Origin of the sequence: Pseudomonas simiae (genome assembly GCF_000934565.1) — a bacterium.
Taxonomy (GTDB): Bacteria; Pseudomonadota; Gammaproteobacteria; order Pseudomonadales; family Pseudomonadaceae; genus Aquipseudomonas; species Aquipseudomonas simiae.
The window spans coordinates 2,334,609-2,351,009 of record NZ_CP010896.1; the positions used below are offsets into that span (position 1 = coordinate 2,334,609).

Annotated in this window: 18 protein-coding genes; 12 read left to right on the forward strand and 6 right to left on the reverse strand. The window is 63.1% G+C overall.

Annotated features, from left to right (window positions below):
• Window positions 1-9: 9 nt before the first annotated feature.
• Complete coding sequence (locus PF1751_RS10675; protein ID WP_044286993.1) at window positions 10-1,401, reverse strand: alginate export family protein; 1,392 nt, start codon at window positions 1,399-1,401, stop codon at window positions 10-12.
• On the reverse strand, window positions 1,398-2,294 hold the full coding sequence (locus PF1751_RS10680; protein ID WP_029529174.1) for a VOC family protein: 897 nt from the start codon (window positions 2,292-2,294) through the stop codon (window positions 1,398-1,400). The genes PF1751_RS10675 and PF1751_RS10680 overlap by 4 nt, the downstream gene beginning before the upstream one ends.
• A 147-nt stretch (window positions 2,295-2,441) precedes the next feature.
• On the opposite strand from PF1751_RS10680, the gene PF1751_RS10685 reads away from it, so the two are divergent.
• Window positions 2,442-3,302, forward strand: coding sequence for an NAD(P)-dependent alcohol dehydrogenase (locus PF1751_RS10685; RefSeq protein ID WP_044286994.1), 861 nt, complete (start codon window positions 2,442-2,444; stop codon window positions 3,300-3,302).
• Between the two features lie 131 nt (window positions 3,303-3,433).
• Here the strand turns inward: PF1751_RS10685 and PF1751_RS10690 are convergent, their stop codons facing one another.
• The gene (locus PF1751_RS10690) at window positions 3,434-3,733 is read right to left on the reverse strand and encodes a hypothetical protein (RefSeq protein WP_021493317.1); all 300 of its coding nucleotides are present in this window, start codon (window positions 3,731-3,733) and stop codon (window positions 3,434-3,436) included.
• Between the two features lie 217 nt (window positions 3,734-3,950).
• Between PF1751_RS10690 and PF1751_RS10695 the strand changes: the two genes are divergently transcribed.
• The 3 genes from PF1751_RS10695 to PF1751_RS10705 are packed head-to-tail and all read left to right on the forward strand — an operon-like array spanning window position 3,951 to window position 6,101.
• A complete protein-coding gene (locus tag PF1751_RS10695) occupies window positions 3,951-4,595 on the forward strand; it encodes a TonB family protein (RefSeq protein ID WP_010211162.1) in 645 nt (214 codons plus the stop codon).
• On the forward strand, window positions 4,592-5,137 hold the full coding sequence (locus tag PF1751_RS10700) for an RNA polymerase sigma factor (protein ID WP_010211161.1): 546 nt from the start codon (window positions 4,592-4,594) through the stop codon (window positions 5,135-5,137). Before PF1751_RS10695 ends, PF1751_RS10700 begins: the two co-directional genes overlap by 4 nt.
• A gap of 37 nt (window positions 5,138-5,174) precedes the next feature.
• Window positions 5,175-6,101 (forward strand): FecR family protein, encoded by a 927-nt coding sequence (locus PF1751_RS10705; RefSeq protein ID WP_044286995.1) that lies wholly within the window; start codon window positions 5,175-5,177, stop codon window positions 6,099-6,101.
• Here the strand turns inward: PF1751_RS10705 and PF1751_RS10710 are convergent.
• Together PF1751_RS10710 and gspH are read right to left on the reverse strand one after the other, a co-directional pair.
• A complete protein-coding gene (locus PF1751_RS10710; RefSeq protein WP_010211159.1) occupies window positions 6,098-6,709 on the reverse strand; it encodes a type II secretion system protein GspJ in 612 nt (203 codons plus the stop codon). The two genes, PF1751_RS10705 and PF1751_RS10710, sit on opposite strands and share 4 nt — an antisense overlap.
• Complete coding sequence (gene gspH, locus PF1751_RS10715) at window positions 6,706-7,158, reverse strand: type II secretion system minor pseudopilin GspH (RefSeq protein WP_010211158.1); 453 nt, start codon at window positions 7,156-7,158, stop codon at window positions 6,706-6,708. Before gspH ends, PF1751_RS10710 begins: the two co-directional genes overlap by 4 nt.
• Window positions 7,159-7,251: 93 nt before the next feature.
• Here gspH and PF1751_RS10720 point away from each other — a divergent pair, with 93 nt between their 5' ends.
• Window positions 7,252-7,683 carry a type II secretion system protein N gene (locus PF1751_RS10720; protein WP_010211157.1) on the forward strand — a complete coding sequence of 144 codons (432 nt, stop codon included), beginning with the start codon at window positions 7,252-7,254 and terminating at the stop codon, window positions 7,681-7,683.
• Here the strand turns inward: PF1751_RS10720 and gspI are convergent.
• Entirely contained in the window at window positions 7,670-8,035 is a 366-nt protein-coding gene (gene gspI, locus PF1751_RS10725; protein WP_010211156.1) for a type II secretion system minor pseudopilin GspI, read from the reverse strand. The genes PF1751_RS10720 and gspI overlap by 14 nt on opposite strands.
• A 148-nt stretch (window positions 8,036-8,183) precedes the next feature.
• Here gspI and gspG point away from each other — a divergent pair, with 148 nt between their 5' ends.
• The 7 genes from gspG (at window position 8,184) to gspF (ending at window position 16,347) form a co-directional block, all read left to right on the forward strand.
• Window positions 8,184-8,633 (forward strand): type II secretion system major pseudopilin GspG, encoded by a 450-nt coding sequence (gene gspG, locus PF1751_RS10730; protein ID WP_010211155.1) that lies wholly within the window; start codon window positions 8,184-8,186, stop codon window positions 8,631-8,633.
• A gap of 8 nt (window positions 8,634-8,641) precedes the next feature.
• Window positions 8,642-9,511 (forward strand): type II secretion system minor pseudopilin GspK, encoded by an 870-nt coding sequence (gspK, locus tag PF1751_RS10735; RefSeq protein ID WP_021493315.1) that lies wholly within the window; start codon window positions 8,642-8,644, stop codon window positions 9,509-9,511.
• Complete coding sequence (gspL, locus tag PF1751_RS10740) at window positions 9,508-10,569, forward strand: type II secretion system protein GspL (protein ID WP_021493314.1); 1,062 nt, start codon at window positions 9,508-9,510, stop codon at window positions 10,567-10,569. Before gspK ends, gspL begins: the two co-directional genes overlap by 4 nt.
• On the forward strand, window positions 10,562-11,074 hold the full coding sequence (gspM, locus tag PF1751_RS10745; protein WP_021493313.1) for a type II secretion system protein GspM: 513 nt from the start codon (window positions 10,562-10,564) through the stop codon (window positions 11,072-11,074). Before gspL ends, gspM begins: the two co-directional genes overlap by 8 nt.
• The gene (gene gspD, locus PF1751_RS10750; RefSeq protein ID WP_031291465.1) at window positions 11,071-13,365 is read left to right on the forward strand and encodes a type II secretion system secretin GspD; all 2,295 of its coding nucleotides are present in this window, start codon (window positions 11,071-11,073) and stop codon (window positions 13,363-13,365) included. Before gspM ends, gspD begins: the two co-directional genes overlap by 4 nt.
• Before the next feature lie 352 nt (window positions 13,366-13,717).
• Window positions 13,718-15,136 carry a type II secretion system ATPase GspE gene (gene gspE / locus PF1751_RS10755; RefSeq protein ID WP_010211148.1) on the forward strand — a complete coding sequence of 473 codons (1,419 nt, stop codon included), beginning with the start codon at window positions 13,718-13,720 and terminating at the stop codon, window positions 15,134-15,136.
• Entirely contained in the window at window positions 15,136-16,347 is a 1,212-nt protein-coding gene (gene gspF / locus PF1751_RS10760; RefSeq protein ID WP_010211147.1) for a type II secretion system inner membrane protein GspF, read from the forward strand. The genes gspE and gspF overlap by 1 nt, the downstream gene beginning before the upstream one ends.
• The last annotated feature ends 54 nt before the right edge of the window (window positions 16,348-16,401 follow it).

The window sequence follows — 16,401 nt, forward strand, 5'->3', positions numbered from 1 at the left end:
TGGTTGGGCCTACCAGCTGAATTTCAGCTCGACCCCCAGGTAATTGCTGTCATCACCACCGGCATCACGCAGGGTCTGGCCGACGTCGTAGTGCACGGCCTCGACGGCGCCGGTGAGGTTGGGGCTGAACACATAGTCGGTGCGCAATTGCGCGTAGGCACCGGTCCAGCGATCACCCTGGCCTGCGGTGCCGGCCACCGGCAAGTTGGGCTGGGTGTACACCGCATCGCTGGTGGTTTGGCGCCAGAGCAGGCCGATGGCGGTTTGCACGCTGAGCTTGTCGATCGGCTTGACGGTGATCGACGGCTTGACGTGAATCAGGTTGCTGTAGCCCGTGTAGCCCGCCAGGGAAAAGTAGTAGCCGTTGGGGAACAGCGGGTTGAACGTACCGACAGTGCCATCCCCGGTCTTACGGTCGCCCGAGGCGATGTCCAGTTGCAGGCCCAGGCGCGGTTTCCAGGCCAGGCTGTCGAAGGTATAGCCGGTGCGACTGCCACCGGCCCAGGCGCGGATATCCTTGTTGCCCACCGAACCACTTTGCAGCATCGCTTCGACGTCCCAGTCAAAGCCCATGGCCGCGCCACCCAGGCGTGCGTCGAACAGGTGGCGGGTTTCGTCGCCGTCTGCGTCCAGGTAATGCGCCGCGCTGCGTTCATACACGCCGTAGTAGGCCGACAACTCGTTCTTGCCGCCCACCAGGCGCTCGACCCGCACCATGTGGAAGCGCGCGTCGCTGTTGGACTTGTCGTCGAAATGCCGCCCGTCCTGATACTGCACCGGCTGGCTGGCAATCCCGATAAAGCGCCAGTTGGATGTCTCCCAGTCGGCCCACAGCGCGTCGAAGGATTGCCGCACATTCGGGCCGTCCCGCGATGAGATGAAGCGCTGCAGGTCGAAGGCGAAATCCTGACGCCCGACACGTGCCTTCAGCATGCCGCTGCTGAAGGCATTGACGTACTCGGCAAAGGCCAGGCGCAGGTCGACGCGATTCTGGTCGGCGCCGCCGATCGTCGTCTTGTCATACGCACGCACATCTTCGAGCTGGGTGAACACTCGCCAGTTTTCGTTCAGATGCAGGTCGGCATGCACCTGGAAGCGTTGGATCAGGTAGCGATCACGCTTCACATCGCGCACGCCGAAACCACTGGCATCGTTCATCTCGAAGCGCTCGCGCAGGGTCGCGCCCAGAGACAGGTAGGTAAACGGGTTGGCACCTGACAACGGGATGTACTTCAAGCTGTCCAGCGGTTGCGTGCGCAGCGCCGGGTTTTGCAGTACCGACCAGTCTTCCTGCCAGCGATTGGCCTTGATGGCCGGGCGTGTCGCTTGCTCATCGGCGTGGACGCTGCCGGCGAGCAGCGGCCACAGCACGGCCAGGCCCCAGCCTGTGCGACGGGTCATTTTGCCGCGTTGAGTTGATGGATCTCGGCGACGTAACCGCCCGGGAACTCGACCAACGCACTGCGACGGTCTTTACTGTCGAAGGCGGGCACCACCACTTTGGCGCCGGAGCCGGTGGCCTTGCCCAAGGTGGCCGTCAGGTCAGCCACTTGATAGCCGGTGGTTTCATGGCCGAACGGATAGGGCAGTTGGCCGTTGGTGACCAGCACTGCCATGCGCCCGAACGGCGACTCGATGTCGACACGACGATAGCTGCCGCTGGCTTGACCGATATCCACGCCACGCGCGTGTTTGTCATCGGCCAGGACTTTGCCGTGGGAGAAGCCCAGGAACGACTTGATAAAGCTGTCGGCACGGTCGGGGCTGAGGTACACGCGGTTTTCCGGCACGGTCTGGAACGCGGCGTAATCCGGGGTCTTGGTGTGCCAGTAGAGCTGCATGTTCACGCCGCCTGGCCACTGCACCACCGCGTCACGCCCGATCGGATCCGGGAAGTCGCTGACGATCACCGCCGCACCGTTTTCCCGGGCCGCCTTGAGTGCCAGGTCCATGTCCTTGACCAGGTAACCGTTGCGCTCCTGGCCGAACGGGTGCGGGATCGGCGTAGTGAAACCAAACAACGACACCGTGCCCGCCGGGGTTTGCAGCAATTGCGAGGTGGTGCTGCTCGGCACCGGCAGTACATTTACTACCACCTGGGGGGTGCTTTTGCCGCCGAAGGTGGCCAGGAAACTCTGGGCAAAACGGTCGACATCGGCCGGTGCTACGTAAACATGGCTGGTGTCGTATTGCGGTGCCACGGCCACTGCGGGCGTTGCCGCGAACGCACTGCCCATCATTTGGCCGGCCAGCAGCGTCAGTGCCAGGGAAACCTTCATCACTCGTTTACACATGCCCACTCTCCAGCACTGTCTATCGGATCGAAGCCATGAGCTTAGGGACGAGGCGGCGGTGCGAATTGTACAGGCGTGCTTGATTGAACGATTCAGCGTCTATGCTAGTCATCTGACTTCAAGCATCCGATTACACAGGTGAACGTAATGGCCAAGACTTACAGCTACGCCGCCCAGAACGCCAAGGATTCCCTCAAGCCCTTTACCTTCGAGCGCCGTGCGCCGGGGGCGGATGACGTACAAATCGATATTCTCTATTGCGGCGTGTGCCACTCCGATCTGCACACCGCCCGCAACGAATGGAACAACACCCTGTACCCCTCTGTGCCCGGCCATGAAATCGTCGGCCGTGTCACGGCGGTGGGCACCGATGTCAGCATGTTCAAAGTCGGTGATTTGGCCGGTGTCGGCTGCATGGTCGACAGCTGCCAGCACTGCGCGTCCTGCGCCGAGGGCGAGGAGCAATACTGCGAGAACGGCTTTACCGGCACCTACAACGGCCCGGTGTTCGGCGGTGAAAATACCTTTGGCGGCTATTCGGACAGCATCGTGGTCAAGGAGAAGTTCGTGCTGCGCATCTCCCACGATGATTCCAACCTGGCCGCCGTGGCGCCGTTGCTGTGCGCGGGTATCACCACCTATTCGCCGTTGCATCACTGGAAGGTCGGCCCCGGCAAAAAGGTCGGGGTGGTAGGCCTTGGTGGGCTTGGGCATATGGCCGTGAAGATCGCCCATGCGATGGGCGCGCACGTCACGCTGTTCACCACGTCGCCGACGGTGTTCAACCTGATCTTCAAGCGCCGCAGCCTGGCCGGGTCGCTGATTGGCGGCATCCAGGAAACCCAGGACATGCTGGACTTTTGCGCCAGGCACGGGATTGTCTCGGACATCGAAATGATCGACATCCAGGGCATCAACGAGGCGTATGAGCGGATGCTCAAGGGCGATGTGAAGTATCGGTTTGTGATTGATATGGACAGCTTGAAGAAGGAAAGCCACGCGGCCTGATACACACTGCGTGTCCAAAGGTGGGAGCGGGCTTGCTCGCGAAGGGTGGGTGTCAGTTAACGTATGTGTAACTGACCCACCGCATTCGCGAGCAAGCTCCCTCCCATATTTTTTATATGTCTACTCACGGCTCAAGGCCGCTGCGGCTTCACCGACGTACCGAACGTGTTGCCCATACGCACGCTGGTCGCCGCCGGGGTGGCTAAACCGACCTTATTGGGCGGGCGCTTCTCGATGGAAATATTCTGCGTCTCGCGGTTTTTCTGCGTCGCCTTTGTGGCATTCGTGTCATTACCCATCTGTTGGCTAAGGCAGCCATAGTCGGGCGCCTTATAGCCATCCACCGTGACCTCTGCGCAATTGTCGGCATGGGCGAGCAAGGGCAGAGCGGCGCACAGCAACAGGCTGACAAGGGACGGTAACGCTTTCATCAGGGCCTCCTGGCGGGCCCGAAGGAGTGGGCCGATAAGGCTGCAAAGTGTAGTGCAGCAGGCTTCTCATCACCGTGATGTTTTTTTTGCTATCACCGTAACATCAGATTCATAAACTGGCCTCAGGATGACGGTTTTCTAGGGCGCGTCGGCCGTGCAGCGATGCAAAGCAGGGGGTGAACAGGGGGGCTGGAGGCGCGTCGCGTGCGCCCTGGTCTTGCTGTTGCTGCTGGCCGGCGGTCGTCCGGCGCAGGCAGAGTCACCGCTGCTGTCGTTGAATCTGCCGGCGCAAGACCTGGAACACGCACTGCAAGCCTACAGCCGCGCCACCGGGATGGCAGTGCTGGTGGACCGTGAGTTGACGCGGGGCCGGCGTTCCATCGGGGTGCGCGGGCGCTTTACCGCGCAAGAGGCATTGGCGATGTTGCTGACAGGGAGTGGCCTGATGGCACGTTATGCACGCAGCGATGCGTTTACCTTGCAGGCACCGCAAGTCAGCCCGCCGACCACTTCACGTGGTGCGGCGGCACGCAGCGCCGCGCGGATCAACAACAGCTACGCGTCGGCGTTACAGCAAGCCATTGAGACCAGCTTGTGCCGTTCGCCGCTGACCCGGCCCGGCAGTTTTCGTGCGCTGGTGCAGGTCTGGGTCAACCCGGACGGAGTGATCGAACACAGTCGGCTGGTCAGTTCCTCCGGCGATGAACAACGCGATGAAGCACTGGTGCGCAGCCTGAGTGCGGCCCGGGTCGAACGCCCGGCACCCAGCTCGCTGCGCCAACCGGTGACTTTACTTTTGATGCCTGACACAACAGGAACGCGCATGGAATGCACAGCAGCAAAAGGAGCCTGGGGCGGATGAAAGACACCGGGCACAGTACGATGGTCAGCTTGTTCCTGGCGTCCTACGAAGACTTCAAGGTGCGTTTGCGCAAGCGCCTGGGCTCGGAGGACCTGGCCAATGACGTATTGCACGAGACCTACCTGCGGGTCGATCGTATGGAAGTGCCGCCAAACCTGGCGCAACCCAACGCGTACCTGTACCGCATGGCCTTGAACATCGCCGCCGACCGCCGCCAGGCCGACGCGCGTTTGCTCACTGGCAGCGAGGTCGAAGAACTGCTGCAAAGCGCCGACGAAGCCCAGGACCCGTCACGCGTGGTGGGCGGCCAGAAAGAAATCCAATCCCTGGTCAAGGCGCTGTATGAACTGCCGGCACGCCGCCGCAAAATCCTCATCGCCGCCCGCCTGGAAGAGGCGCCGCACCTGGAAATCTCCCAGCGTTTTGGCATTTCCACGCGTATGGTCGAGAAGGAAATCAAGGCCGCCCTGGGCCACTGTGCCAAGCGCCTGGAAAGAAAAGTGATTCAGCGGTTCGGTCCCGGTGCCGGAAAACCGTCTTAGTGTCGAGTCCCTGATAAATCCGTGAGTACGTGCGCGCTTGAATATTTTTAACCTCTCCACCGCCCGGCCATCCGCCGCCAGCCCCCTGCACGATGAAGCCCGCGAGTGGCTGGTCCTGTTGACCTCGGGGCGTGCCACCGTGGCCGATGCCAAGGCGCTCAAAGCCTGGTGCGCGCAGAGCCCGGAACATGCCCAGGCATTCGAGCAGGCCAAGGCGCTGTGGCAGCAATTGGCCCCGGCTCTGGAGCACGTCTCGCCACCGCGCAGCTTTGGTCGTCGCGCCTTCCTGGGCGGTGCGATCGCCGCATCGGCGGCCGTGGTGATGGTGCGCGTCGGCGTACCCGGTGGCTTTGCCGGGCTTACGACGGACTACCGCACCGAAGTCGGCGAGCAACGCCAAGTGGTGTTGAGCGAAGGGATCAGCCTGGAACTCAATACCCAGACCCGCATCAGTCGGGTGGGGCAGGGCATTGAATTGCTCGAAGGTGAAGTCGAGGTGGTTACCCACGTTGCACAACCGCTCAAGGTCCAGGCCGGCGAAGGCTGGGTGAGTGCGGCGCAGGCGCGGTTCAATGTGCGTCATACCGATCACACGGTCTGTGTCACCTGTATCGAGGGTTCGCTGTCGGTGGACGTTGCCGGCAACAGTGTGAGCCTGGGCAGTGGTCGACAACTGACCTATGGCAGCGCCGGGGTCAGTGAAGTGATCACGGTGGATACCCAGGCAGTGGTGGCCTGGCGTGAGCAGGTGCTGGTGTTCAACAACGCCACGCTGGCGACGGTGGTGGATGAGATCAATCGCTACCGGCCGGGGATGCTTGTGTTGCTGAACAACGAGCTGGGCCAGCGCCGCGTGCAGGCGCGGTTCAGCCTGCAACAGCTGGCCGGGGTGGCGTTGTTGATTCGCGATGCGTATGGCGCCAAGTGTACGGAATTGCCGGGTGGGGTGGTGTTGTTGAGTTAGTTCAACGGCCCCACCACCTGTCGATACCGTTCCACCCCCTGCGGCGTCTGTCGCACCAGGCTGATCTCCAATCCCAGTGGATCCTCGCGACGGTTACCGCTCAACTGTCGCCACCCCTTATCGGCTTCCCAAACCCGCACCTGCAAATCACTGACGCCGGTTAACACCACCACCCCATCCTTTGCCGCCGGCAGAGGAAAGCGGTCCCGCGCTGGGGCCGCTGCCCGATACAGCGAATCGCCCTTGAGCCACCACCGCACCCGTTGCAGCCCATCGCCTGCGACCGGGGCGCTGCGGATCACGTCCAGTCGAAAACCCTTACTGTCGGAACTGCGCACCGTGACTGCCGCCAGCCCCTCGGTTTTAGCCGCCCCGTCTTCCGGCGCGCTGGGGAGGGTGAGTTCGACACTGGCCCGTAAACTGATGTCCCGCTGCATCTGGTTCAATGCCCTCAGCAGCACCTCGGTCTGTTCCGTACTGGCCTGCAAGTGCTGATCGGCGCGGGTAACGCTGTCCAGGCCGCGCCAGGCGATCAAGCTGACCAATGCCATGAGCATGATCGCCACCATCACTTCTATCAGCGTGAAGCCCTGCTGGGACTGATTCATGGCAGGCGCTCCACGCGCATCAAACCGGCGGCGTCGCGTTGCAGGCTGAGACTGTGTTGCCCATCGGAGAGCACTACCCGCAGCGGCGGGCTGATCCATTCGGCATTCAGTACCAGGGTCTGGCGCGGTTCGATGTTGATCTGCATCGGTGTGCTTTCCCAGAGGCGCGGGCGCAGTTGACTGTCGCCCTGGAAGGATTCCACATGCACCCCATCATCACTGCGACGGTTGAAGCGAAAGCCCTTGGCGTCGGCGCGCCAGGTGATGGGGCGACCATCGGCGTGGGCTTCGGCCTGGGCCACTTGCAGCAGTTGGCTCAGGCGCTCGGCGTCCTTGCGCAGCAGGTGCAGTGGGTCAGGTTTGATCGTGAGGCTGATGGCGGCGCTGGCGATGCCGATAATCACCAGTACCACCATCAACTCGATCAGGGTAAAACCTTGCTGTTTCATCACGGGCTTCCTGGAGAACTGGCGAGTCTGTGAAATAAAAGCGTGCGAATTGACCTGTAGGCTGGTGCCACGGACAAACAGGAGGTCCCTCCGATGACATTCGCCCATCGTTTCACCCTGGCTCATGGCGTGCAGGCGCTGGGTGTGTTGGCCGCCTTGGCGGGTGTGGCGGTCTGGACGCCGCTGCTCCTCACCAGCGCCGAATCCCACACGCCCCAAGCGACCCCCCAGGCATTGGCGGCACGCAGCGATAACCCGGCGTTGCAATGGTTTTCCAATACGCCGACGGCGCTGCAGGTCAAAGTCACTGGCGTGCTGGCTGGTGCTCGGGGTGCGGTGGCGATCCTCAGCCTGAATGACGGCCCGCCGCGCAGCTTTCTGCTGGGTGAACGCCTCAGCCCAGGCGTACGGCTGACGGCCATCAGAGGCGACGGTGTGGAGATCGAGCGCGGTGGCGAGAAGCTGCACGTCAACCTCGACACGTTGCCGGAGGGGCCCGCGTTGCCGCGCCTCACTCGGCCATGACCTGGGTGTCCAGGCGGGCCAGGGGCGGCGCTTCGCGGCGGGCGTCGAGCACCTGCAGGTTGACTTGAAACAGGCGGCCATCGGCGTTGATGCTCTGCTCACAACGCAGTTTCAAGCGGCCCTGGTCGCACTCGAAGGTCCACTTGCCGCTGCGCAGGTGCCCCTCCAGGCGCAGTTCCGCCAGGCGACTCTGCGCCGCCAGCAACGCGATGGATTTGTCGCGCAACAAGCCGTTGCTCTGGGTCATCAGCCCCGCCACGCGCACGGCGGCGGCCATGGCCACGGCGATGATCGCCAGCGCCACCAGCACTTCAATCAGGGTAAAACCTTGCTCCTTGCGACGGCCGTACATGGCGCTCTCAAAGCCGGGAAACAGGCCCGCAGACTAGCGCCGGCAGTTGACCGATTGGCGACCGAAACTCCCGAGGATTTTCAATACGACTGACATGTGTTCTTGCAACACTGCGCCACGAATTGCACTCAAGCCAAGGAATGTCGAGATGGATATCGCGCGCCTAACGTCCCCATTGCCAGGCCCTCGCGGGCAGCGTGGCTTTACCTTGATCGAGATCATGGTGGTGGTGGTCATCCTCGGAATCCTCGCGGCAATGGTGGTGCCCAAGGTGCTTGATCGGCCGGACCAGGCACGGGCCACCGCAGCGAAACAGGATATCGGCGGGTTGATGCAGGCGTTGAAGCTCTATCGCCTGGACCACGGCACTTATCCGAGCATGAACCAGGGGTTGAAAGTCTTGGTGGAGCGCCCGGCGGATGCGAAAAACAGCAACTGGCGCGCTTACTTGGAGCGCTTGCCCAACGACCCTTGGGGCAAGCCCTATCATTACCTTAACCCAGGCGCCAACGGCGAAGTGGATGTGTTCTCGCTGGGCGCCGACGGCCAGCCGGATGGCGATGGCGTAAATGCCGATATCGGCTCCTGGCAGTTGTAAGGCCGGCCATGAAACGGTATTCGCCCCCAGCGGCGAAGCAGCGCGGCATGGCGATAATCAGCGCCTTGCTGATCGCCGCGGTGGTGGCGGTGCTGGCCGGTGCCATGCTCACGCGCCAGACCGTGTTCACCCGCAGCCTGGAAGCCGAGCAGTTGCGTATCCAGGGCCAGTGGCTGTTGCAGGGTGGCCTTGAACGCAGCCGCCAGATGCTCTGGGACGCGCGCCAGAAGGACGTGCTGACCCGCCTCGATCAACCCTGGGCGCGTGCCCAGGGTGGCGCATTTGAGGGGCGGATTGTGGACGAGCAGGGCAAGTTCAACCTGCGCAATCTGGTCAATCGCCAGCAGGTGGACAGCGAGCAATTGCAGAGTTTTGAGCGACTGTGCCGACTGATAGGTGTCGATCCGGCGGTGAGCCGGCGTATCAGCCAGCGGGTGATCGCCTCCTATGAACCGCCCGCCAAATACCCGATGCTGCGCAGCCTGGATGACTTGAGCGGGATCGAAGGCCTCGACCCCAACGTGTTGCAGCGCATGCAGGCCTATATCAGCGTGTTGCCCGGTCCTACCTGGGTCAACGGCAACACCGCCAGCGCCGAAGTACTCAGTGCGGTGGTGCCGCAGCTCAGCCTGTCCCAGGCCCATGGGCTGGTGGCCGAGCGTGACAGCGGGCATTGGTTTATCAACCGGGGGGATTTCGTCAATCGCCTGCGCTTGCCGCAGGTGGCGGTGGACGCGGTGCAGGTGGGCATTACCAGTGAGTGGTTTCGCCTGCAGGGCCAGGCTCGCCGTGAGCAGCGGCGGGTGACGGTTGATGCGTTGTTGCATCGCCCCGAAGACCGCGAGCCTCGGGTGATCTGGTCGCGGGTGGGCGTATGAAACGCTTGCGCATAGGCTTGCCGCCGCTTGATCAATTGACCGCTGAGAGCCAGGTCAAATTTGCCTGGCTGGACCGTGGTGTGGTGATTGAAGAGGGTTATGAAAGCTTGGCGCAGGTGGGTAGGAACCGTCAGGCAGTAGAGTGTTTTCTACACCCTCGCGACAGCCTGCTCACCAGCCTGGAGTTGCCGCCGCTGCCCGCCGCGAAAACCGCAGCCGCCGTGGCCTGCGCTGCGCAGGCGTTGATCTTGGGACCAATGGAACAGATGCAGGTGGCTCACGGCCCGCGCGAAAGCGATGGGCGTGTGCAGGTCGCCTGGGTGCCCAAGGTCGGGTTGGAGCGGCTCGCGCAGCTGCCACTCAAGCTGCGCGGCCTGTACCCGGCACCCTTCGCCTTGCCGGTGGGCGCCGCGGCGCTGGATGACGGCTATCTGTTGACGCGCGACAGCCTGCAACAAGGCGCGGTGCATCCGCTCGGCTTGCAGGCGCTGGATGTGCAACTGGTAGACGCGGCGCAGCGTTGGAGTGGGGGTGTTCCCCATTGGGGCTTGCACGGGCGTCTGCGGCAACCCTCGACCGTTGGATGGGGCAGGGCGCTCGCCTGTGTTGCGTTCGCCACCGCCCTTTGGACCCTCGGCCTCAACCTGTACGCCGCACGTCAGGTGGAGGAAGGCCAGCGACTCAAGGCCTTGATGAGCCAGCAGGTGCGCCAGGCATTTCCACAATTGCCGGTGGTGCTCAACCCTTTGCAACAAGCCCGACAACAGGTGGCCGCCCGCCAGACCGGCGCTGCCGCCGATCCAGGCCAACGCTTCACCAGCCTGTTGCAACTGGCTGGCAGCAACCTGCCGTTCATGGTGGGCAGTGTCGACAACCTGAGCTTTGAACAGGGCCGTTTGCACGTGGAATTGCTCGCCGACAGTCGTAACCCGACGGCCGAGGGTGAATGGCAGGCCGCACTGGCCCAGGCCGGCTTCACTGCCAGCCGCGATGGCCATGCCTGGACCCTTGGCCCGGCGCAGGCTGCGGAGCAACCCGTAGGTGCCGGCGATGAGTAACGTGCAGCGACTGCGCGGCCAGGCCCAAGTGTTCTGGAGCGGCCTGGCCCTGCGCGAGAAACGCCTGCTCGGCGGCGCCGGCCTGGTCCTGGCGAGCCTGCTGACCTGGCTGGTGCTGGTGCAGCCGGCGTTGAAGAAGATCGATTACTGGCAGGCCGAAATCCCCAAGCTACGTGCTCAGGCCGAAGCCTTGCAGGTGTTGTTGCAGGACGTCGCCGCGCCGAGGCAGGGCGACGAAACCGCGCTGCGTCAAGCCCTGGACAACGCCGGCTTGCACGGCCATTACCAGTTGCAGGCGCTGGAACCCGGCGGTTGGCGCCTGACCTTCGACAACGCCCCGGCCGAGGCGGTGCTGGGTTGGCTGCTGGGCAATGCCCGTTCGTTTTCCCTGGAGGTGTCCGAGGCGCGTTTGCAGCGTGCCGTCGATACCGTCGATAACTCGGCCGGCACTGTGTCCGGGACCGTTCGCATGGATCAGGCGCTTGGCGCTAAGGAAGCTTCATGAAGTGGTCAGTCCCGCCTTTCCGTATGGTTGCACCCCTGCTGGTACTGGCGTTGAGTGCGTGCAGCAATCCGTCAACTGCACCCTTGCTGGTGGACAGTGAACTCGGCCAACCCCTGGCCGACACGCGTCGTAGTGGCGAGACCGTGCTGGATCGCCAGAGTGAACCTGCACCTAAACCTCCCGTACAACACCGAGTCACCAACAGCGCACGTGGCCACGCCCCAGCGGTGGTCAAGGCACGCAACCCGCTGGGTGACCAGCCCGTACAGCTCAACTTTGTCGACGCGGATATCCAGGCGGTGGTGCGCGCACTGTCCCGTGCCACCGGCCAGCAATTTTTGGTGGACCCTCGCGTGAAGGGTAATCTCACCCTGGTCAGCGAAGGCCAGGTACCGGCGCATCAGGCCTATGACATGCTGCTGGCGGCGCTGCGCATGCAGGGCTTCAGCGTGGTCGATGTGGGGGGCGTCGCCCAGGTGGTGCCTGAGGCCGATGCCAAGCTGCTCGGCGGGCCGATCTACACGGCCGGCAGCAGCGGCATGCAGACGCGTACCTTCCGCCTGCAATATGAAAACGCAGTCAACCTGATCCCGGTGCTGCGTCCCATCGTGTCGCCGAACAACCCGATCAATGCCTACCCCGGCAATAACAGCATTGTCATCACCGATTACGCGGAAAACCTCGCACGTGTCGCGCAGATCATCAACGGCATCGACACCCCCAGCGCCATCGACACCGATGTGGTGAGGGTGCAGAACGGCATCGCCGTGGACATCGCCGCCATGGTCTCCGAGCTGCTGGAGACCCAGGGCGCCGACCAGACCCAGAAGATCAACGTGATCGGCGACCCACGTTCCAATTCGATCATCATCCGCTCCGGCAGCCCGGAGCGCACCGAGCTCGCGCGCAACCTGATCTACAAACTCGACAACGCCCAGAGCAATCCGAGCAACATGCACGTGGTGTACCTGCGCAACGCTCAGGCGGGCAAGTTGGCCCAGTCGCTGCGTGGGTTGCTGACCGGTGAAAGCGATTCCGGCGTCAGCGACGATGCCCGTGGCAAGCTCAGTGCCATGGGCGGCAATGGCAAAAACACCGAAGGTACGAGCAATGCGCAAAACAGCAGCGGCACGCCCACCGGCAGTGGCGTGCAGTCGGGTTATGGCCAGTCCACCGGTTCGACGACGGGCACCAGTGGTACCTCCCAGGATCAGGACACTTCGTTCAGTGCCGGTGGCGTGACAATCCAGGCCGACGCCACCACCAACACCCTGCTGATCTCCGCGCCGGACCCGTTGTACCGCAACCTGCGCGAAGTGATCGACATGCTCGATCAGCGCCGCGCCCAGGTGGTGATCGAAAGCTTGATCGTGGAGGTCGGCGAAGACGATGCCACCGAGTTCGGCGTGCAATGGCAGGCCGGCAACCTCGGTGGCAAGGGAGGGTTTGGCGGCGTCAACCTGGGGGGCAGCGGTGTGAACAGCACACCTACCAGCAAGACCAGCATCGACGTACTGCCCAAGGGCCTGAACGTGGGCCTGGTCGATGGCACCGTGGATATTCCCGGCATCGGCAAGGTGCTCGACCTCAAGGTGTTGGCCCGCGCGTTGAAGAGCAAGGGCGGTACCAACGTGCTGTCCACGCCCAACCTGCTGACCCTGGATAACGAGGCCGCAAGCATTTTTGTAGGGCAGACGATTCCGTTCGTCACCGGCAGTTATGTGACCGGCGGCGGGGGCACGAGCAACAACCCGTTCCAGACCGTGCAACGTGAAGAGGTGGGGCTCAAGTTGAATGTGCGGCCGCAGATTTCCGAGGGCGGTACGGTGAAGCTGGATATTTACCAGGAGGTCAGCACCGTGGATGAGCGGGCTTCGGTAACGGCGGGGACGGTGACCAATAAGCGCGCTATCGATACCAGTATTTTGTTGGATGACGGGCAGATCATGGTGCTTGGCGGGTTGCTGCAGGATGGGTATAGCCAGAGTAATGACGCGGTGCCGTGGTTATCGGATATTCCGGGGTTGGGGGCGTTGTTTCGTAATGAGAAGCGCAGTGTGAGCAAGACCAACCTGATGGTGTTTTTGCGGCCTTACATTATTCGGGACAGTGGGGCGGGGCGCAGTATTACGTTGAACCGGTATGAGTTTATGCGCCGGGCGCAGGGTGCGTTGCAGCCGGAGCATAGTTGGGCGATGCCGGATGTGCAGGCGCCGCAGTTGCCTTCGGTGGAGAAGGCGATTCCTGGGCAGCAGGGGCCTCGGGCGGTGATAAGGGCGGTGCCGCAGTGAGCGCCGGGTACATATGCGTTGCTGCGAGGTGGGCGCTGGCTTGCCTGCGATGGCATCAACGCGGTGTTTCTGATGGACCGAGGTGCCTGCATCGCAGGCAAGCCAGCTCCCACAGAAAAGCAATCTGCGGTACACAAAAAACTGCTTTTGATTTTAGGCGCACCGTCAAACACGCTGGCCGGAATTCGGCAGGGGTTACGGGCACATCGAGTCTAGGCGAGGTGCCGAGTGTTGGAGCAGGAGCCCTTTGCTTACTGTGGGGCTTTTCCACAGTGACCCGCCGTGAGGGCGGAACCCTAAGCCGCCGTTACCGCAGCAACGGATATGTACACCCCTCCAAAGGGCAAACCCAATGAGCCTATTGCCGTACGCCTGGGCCAAATCCCAACGCATCCTCCTGCGCCCCGGCGACCAAGGCATGCTACTGACGGTTTGCCCCTCAACCCCCGGCTGGTCGATCAGCGAAGTCCACCGCCAATTCGGCCAAACCCACCTCGAACAAGTACGCGATGACGAACTCGACGGCCTGCTCACCAGTGCCTACGCCGACACTGGTAGCGCCGCCGCCGTCGTCGGCGCGGCTGAAAACGAGGTAGACCTCGACCGCCTGATGCAAGATATGCCCGAGATCACCGACCTGCTCGACACCCAGGACGGCGCGCCAGTCATCCGCATGATCAACGCCTTGCTCACCCAGGCCGCCCGCGACGAGGCCAGCGACATCCACATCGAACCCTACGAAACCCACTCCGTAGTGCGCTACCGCGTCGACGGCACCCTGCGTGACGTGGTGTCGCCACGCAAGGCGTTGCATGGCGCGCTCGTGTCACGGATCAAGATCATGGCCCAGCTCGATATTGCCGAAAAACGCCTGCCCCAAGACGGTCGTATTGCCCTGCGCGTGGCCGGGCGGCCCATCGACATTCGGGTGTCCACGGTGCCCACCGGCCATGGCGAAAGAGTCGTCATGCGCCTGCTGGACAAACAAGCCGGGCGCCTGCAATTGGAGACCCTGGGCATGGCGCCGCAATTGCTGGCACGCCTGGATACGCTGATCCGCCAACCCCACGGCATCGTGCTGGTCACCGGCCCCACCGGCAGCGGCAAGACCACCAGCCTGTATGCCGCCCTGGCGCGGCTGGACGCGAGCACCAGCAATATCCTTACCGTGGAAGACCCGGTGGAGTACGACCTGCCGGGTATCAGCCAGATCCAGGTCAACGCCAAGATCGACATGACCTTCGGCCTGGCCCTGCGGGCGATCCTGCGCCAGGACCCGGACATCATCATGATCGGCGAAATCCGTGACCTGGAGACCGCACAAATCGCTGTGCAGGCATCACTCACAGGTCACTTGGTGCTGGCGACCTTGCACACCAACGATGCGGTGTCGGCGGTCAACCGGCTGATTGATATGGGTGTCGAACCGTTCCTGTTGGCGTCATCGTTGCTCGGCGTGTTGGCCCAGCGCCTGGTGCGGCGCCTGTGCCCGCACTGCAAGCAGGAAGACCCGTCCGCTCCCGGTACTTGGCGCCCTGTGGGCTGCGCACAGTGCAACCAGATCGGCTATAGCGGCCGTACCGGGATCCATGAGTTGTTCTGCGTCGACGACGATGTACGCAGCCTGATCCACCAGGGCGCCAACGAGCAGGACCTGCGCCTGGCCGCCCGTCGCGCCGGGATGTTCAGCATGCGTGAAGACGGCGAGCGCTGGGTGCACAGCGGCGCCACCGCGCCGGAAGAAATCCTGCGTGTGACACGGGACGCCTGATGAATCGCTATCGCTATGAGGCCGCCGATGCCAACGGCAACGTCGAGGCCGGGCATGTGGAGGCCGACAGCCAGAGCGCGGCGTTTGCCAACTTGCGTAGCCGAGGCTTGACGGCGTTGCTGGTGCAGATCGAGGGTAATCAGCAAGCCGCGGCCGGCAGCAGCCTGTTCACTGCCAAGCTGTCGGACAACGACCTGGCCTGGGCCACGCGGCAACTCGCAAGCCTGTTGGGCGCGAGCCTGCCGTTGGAAGCCGCGTTGAGTGCCACGGTGGAGCAGGCCGAGAAAAAACATATCGCCCAGACCTTGAGCGCGGTGCGCGCCGATGTGCGCGGTGGCATGCGCCTGGCGGATGCGTTGGCGGCGCGGCCACGGGATTTTCCGTCGATTTATCGCGCGCTGATTGCGGCGGGGGAGGAGTCCGGCGACCTGGCCCAGGTGATGGAACGCCTGGCCGACTACATCGAAGAACGCAACAACCTGCGCGGCAAGATCCTCACCGCGTTTATCTATCCTGGCGTGGTGGGGTTGGTGTCCATTGGCATTGTGATTTTCCTGTTGAGCTATGTGGTGCCGCAGGTGGTCAGTGCGTTCTCCCAGGCGCGCCAGGATTTGCCCGGGTTGACCCTGGCGATGCTCAATGCCAGCGATTTCGTCCGCGCCTGGGGTGGGTTGTGTTTTGCCGGGATGGTCGGTGGTTTCTGGAGCTGGCGCCTGTATTTGCGCAACCCGGTGGCACGTTTGAGTTGGCATAGCCGGGTGTTGCGCTTGCCGCTGATCGGGCGTTTCGTGCTGGGCCTGAACACTGCGCGGTTCGCCTCGACCCTGGCGATTCTCGGCGGTGCCGGGGTGCCGCTGTTGCGCGCCCTGGAAGCGGCGCGGCAGACCCTGTCCAATGATCGCCTGAGCCAATGTGTCAACGACGCCACCGCCAAGGTGCGCGAAGGCGTCAACCTGGCCCCAGCGCTGGCGGTGGAAAAGGTGTTCCCGCCGGTGTTGATCCACCTGATCGCCAGCGGTGAAAAGACCGGCGCGTTGCCGCCGATGCTGGAGCGTGCGGCGCAGACCCTGTCGCGGGATATCGAGCGCCGGGCCATGGGCATGACCGCGTTGCTGGAGCCGTTAATGATTGTGGTAATGGGCGCCGTGGTGTTGGTGATCGTCATGGCGGTGCTGTTGCCGATCATTGAAATAAACCAGCTGGTCACCTAGCTCACCCGACCGACCTCGGGTGCCTTGTAGCGTCACATTTTCACACCCTGCGCG

Coding starts and splice junctions, on each gene's coding strand:
- PF1751_RS10675 (WP_044286993.1), bottom strand. CDS start 1,401: ATGACCCGTCGCACAGGCTGGGGCCTGGCCGTGCTGTGGCCGCTGCTC.
- PF1751_RS10680 (WP_029529174.1), bottom strand. CDS start 2,294: ATGTGTAAACGAGTGATGAAGGTTTCCCTGGCACTGACGCTGCTGGCC.
- PF1751_RS10685 (WP_044286994.1), top strand. CDS start 2,442: ATGGCCAAGACTTACAGCTACGCCGCCCAGAACGCCAAGGATTCCCTC.
- PF1751_RS10690 (WP_021493317.1), bottom strand. CDS start 3,733: ATGAAAGCGTTACCGTCCCTTGTCAGCCTGTTGCTGTGCGCCGCTCTG.
- PF1751_RS10700 (WP_010211161.1), top strand. CDS start 4,592: ATGAAAGACACCGGGCACAGTACGATGGTCAGCTTGTTCCTGGCGTCC.
- PF1751_RS10710 (WP_010211159.1), bottom strand. CDS start 6,709: ATGAATCAGTCCCAGCAGGGCTTCACGCTGATAGAAGTGATGGTGGCG.
- gspH (WP_010211158.1), bottom strand. CDS start 7,158: ATGAAACAGCAAGGTTTTACCCTGATCGAGTTGATGGTGGTACTGGTG.
- PF1751_RS10720 (WP_010211157.1), top strand. CDS start 7,252: ATGACATTCGCCCATCGTTTCACCCTGGCTCATGGCGTGCAGGCGCTG.
- gspI (WP_010211156.1), bottom strand. CDS start 8,035: ATGTACGGCCGTCGCAAGGAGCAAGGTTTTACCCTGATTGAAGTGCTG.
- gspG (WP_010211155.1), top strand. CDS start 8,184: ATGGATATCGCGCGCCTAACGTCCCCATTGCCAGGCCCTCGCGGGCAG.
- gspK (WP_021493315.1), top strand. CDS start 8,642: ATGAAACGGTATTCGCCCCCAGCGGCGAAGCAGCGCGGCATGGCGATA.
- gspL (WP_021493314.1), top strand. CDS start 9,508: ATGAAACGCTTGCGCATAGGCTTGCCGCCGCTTGATCAATTGACCGCT.
- gspM (WP_021493313.1), top strand. CDS start 10,562: ATGAGTAACGTGCAGCGACTGCGCGGCCAGGCCCAAGTGTTCTGGAGC.
- gspD (WP_031291465.1), top strand. CDS start 11,071: ATGAAGTGGTCAGTCCCGCCTTTCCGTATGGTTGCACCCCTGCTGGTA.
- gspE (WP_010211148.1), top strand. CDS start 13,718: ATGAGCCTATTGCCGTACGCCTGGGCCAAATCCCAACGCATCCTCCTG.
- gspF (WP_010211147.1), top strand. CDS start 15,136: ATGAATCGCTATCGCTATGAGGCCGCCGATGCCAACGGCAACGTCGAG.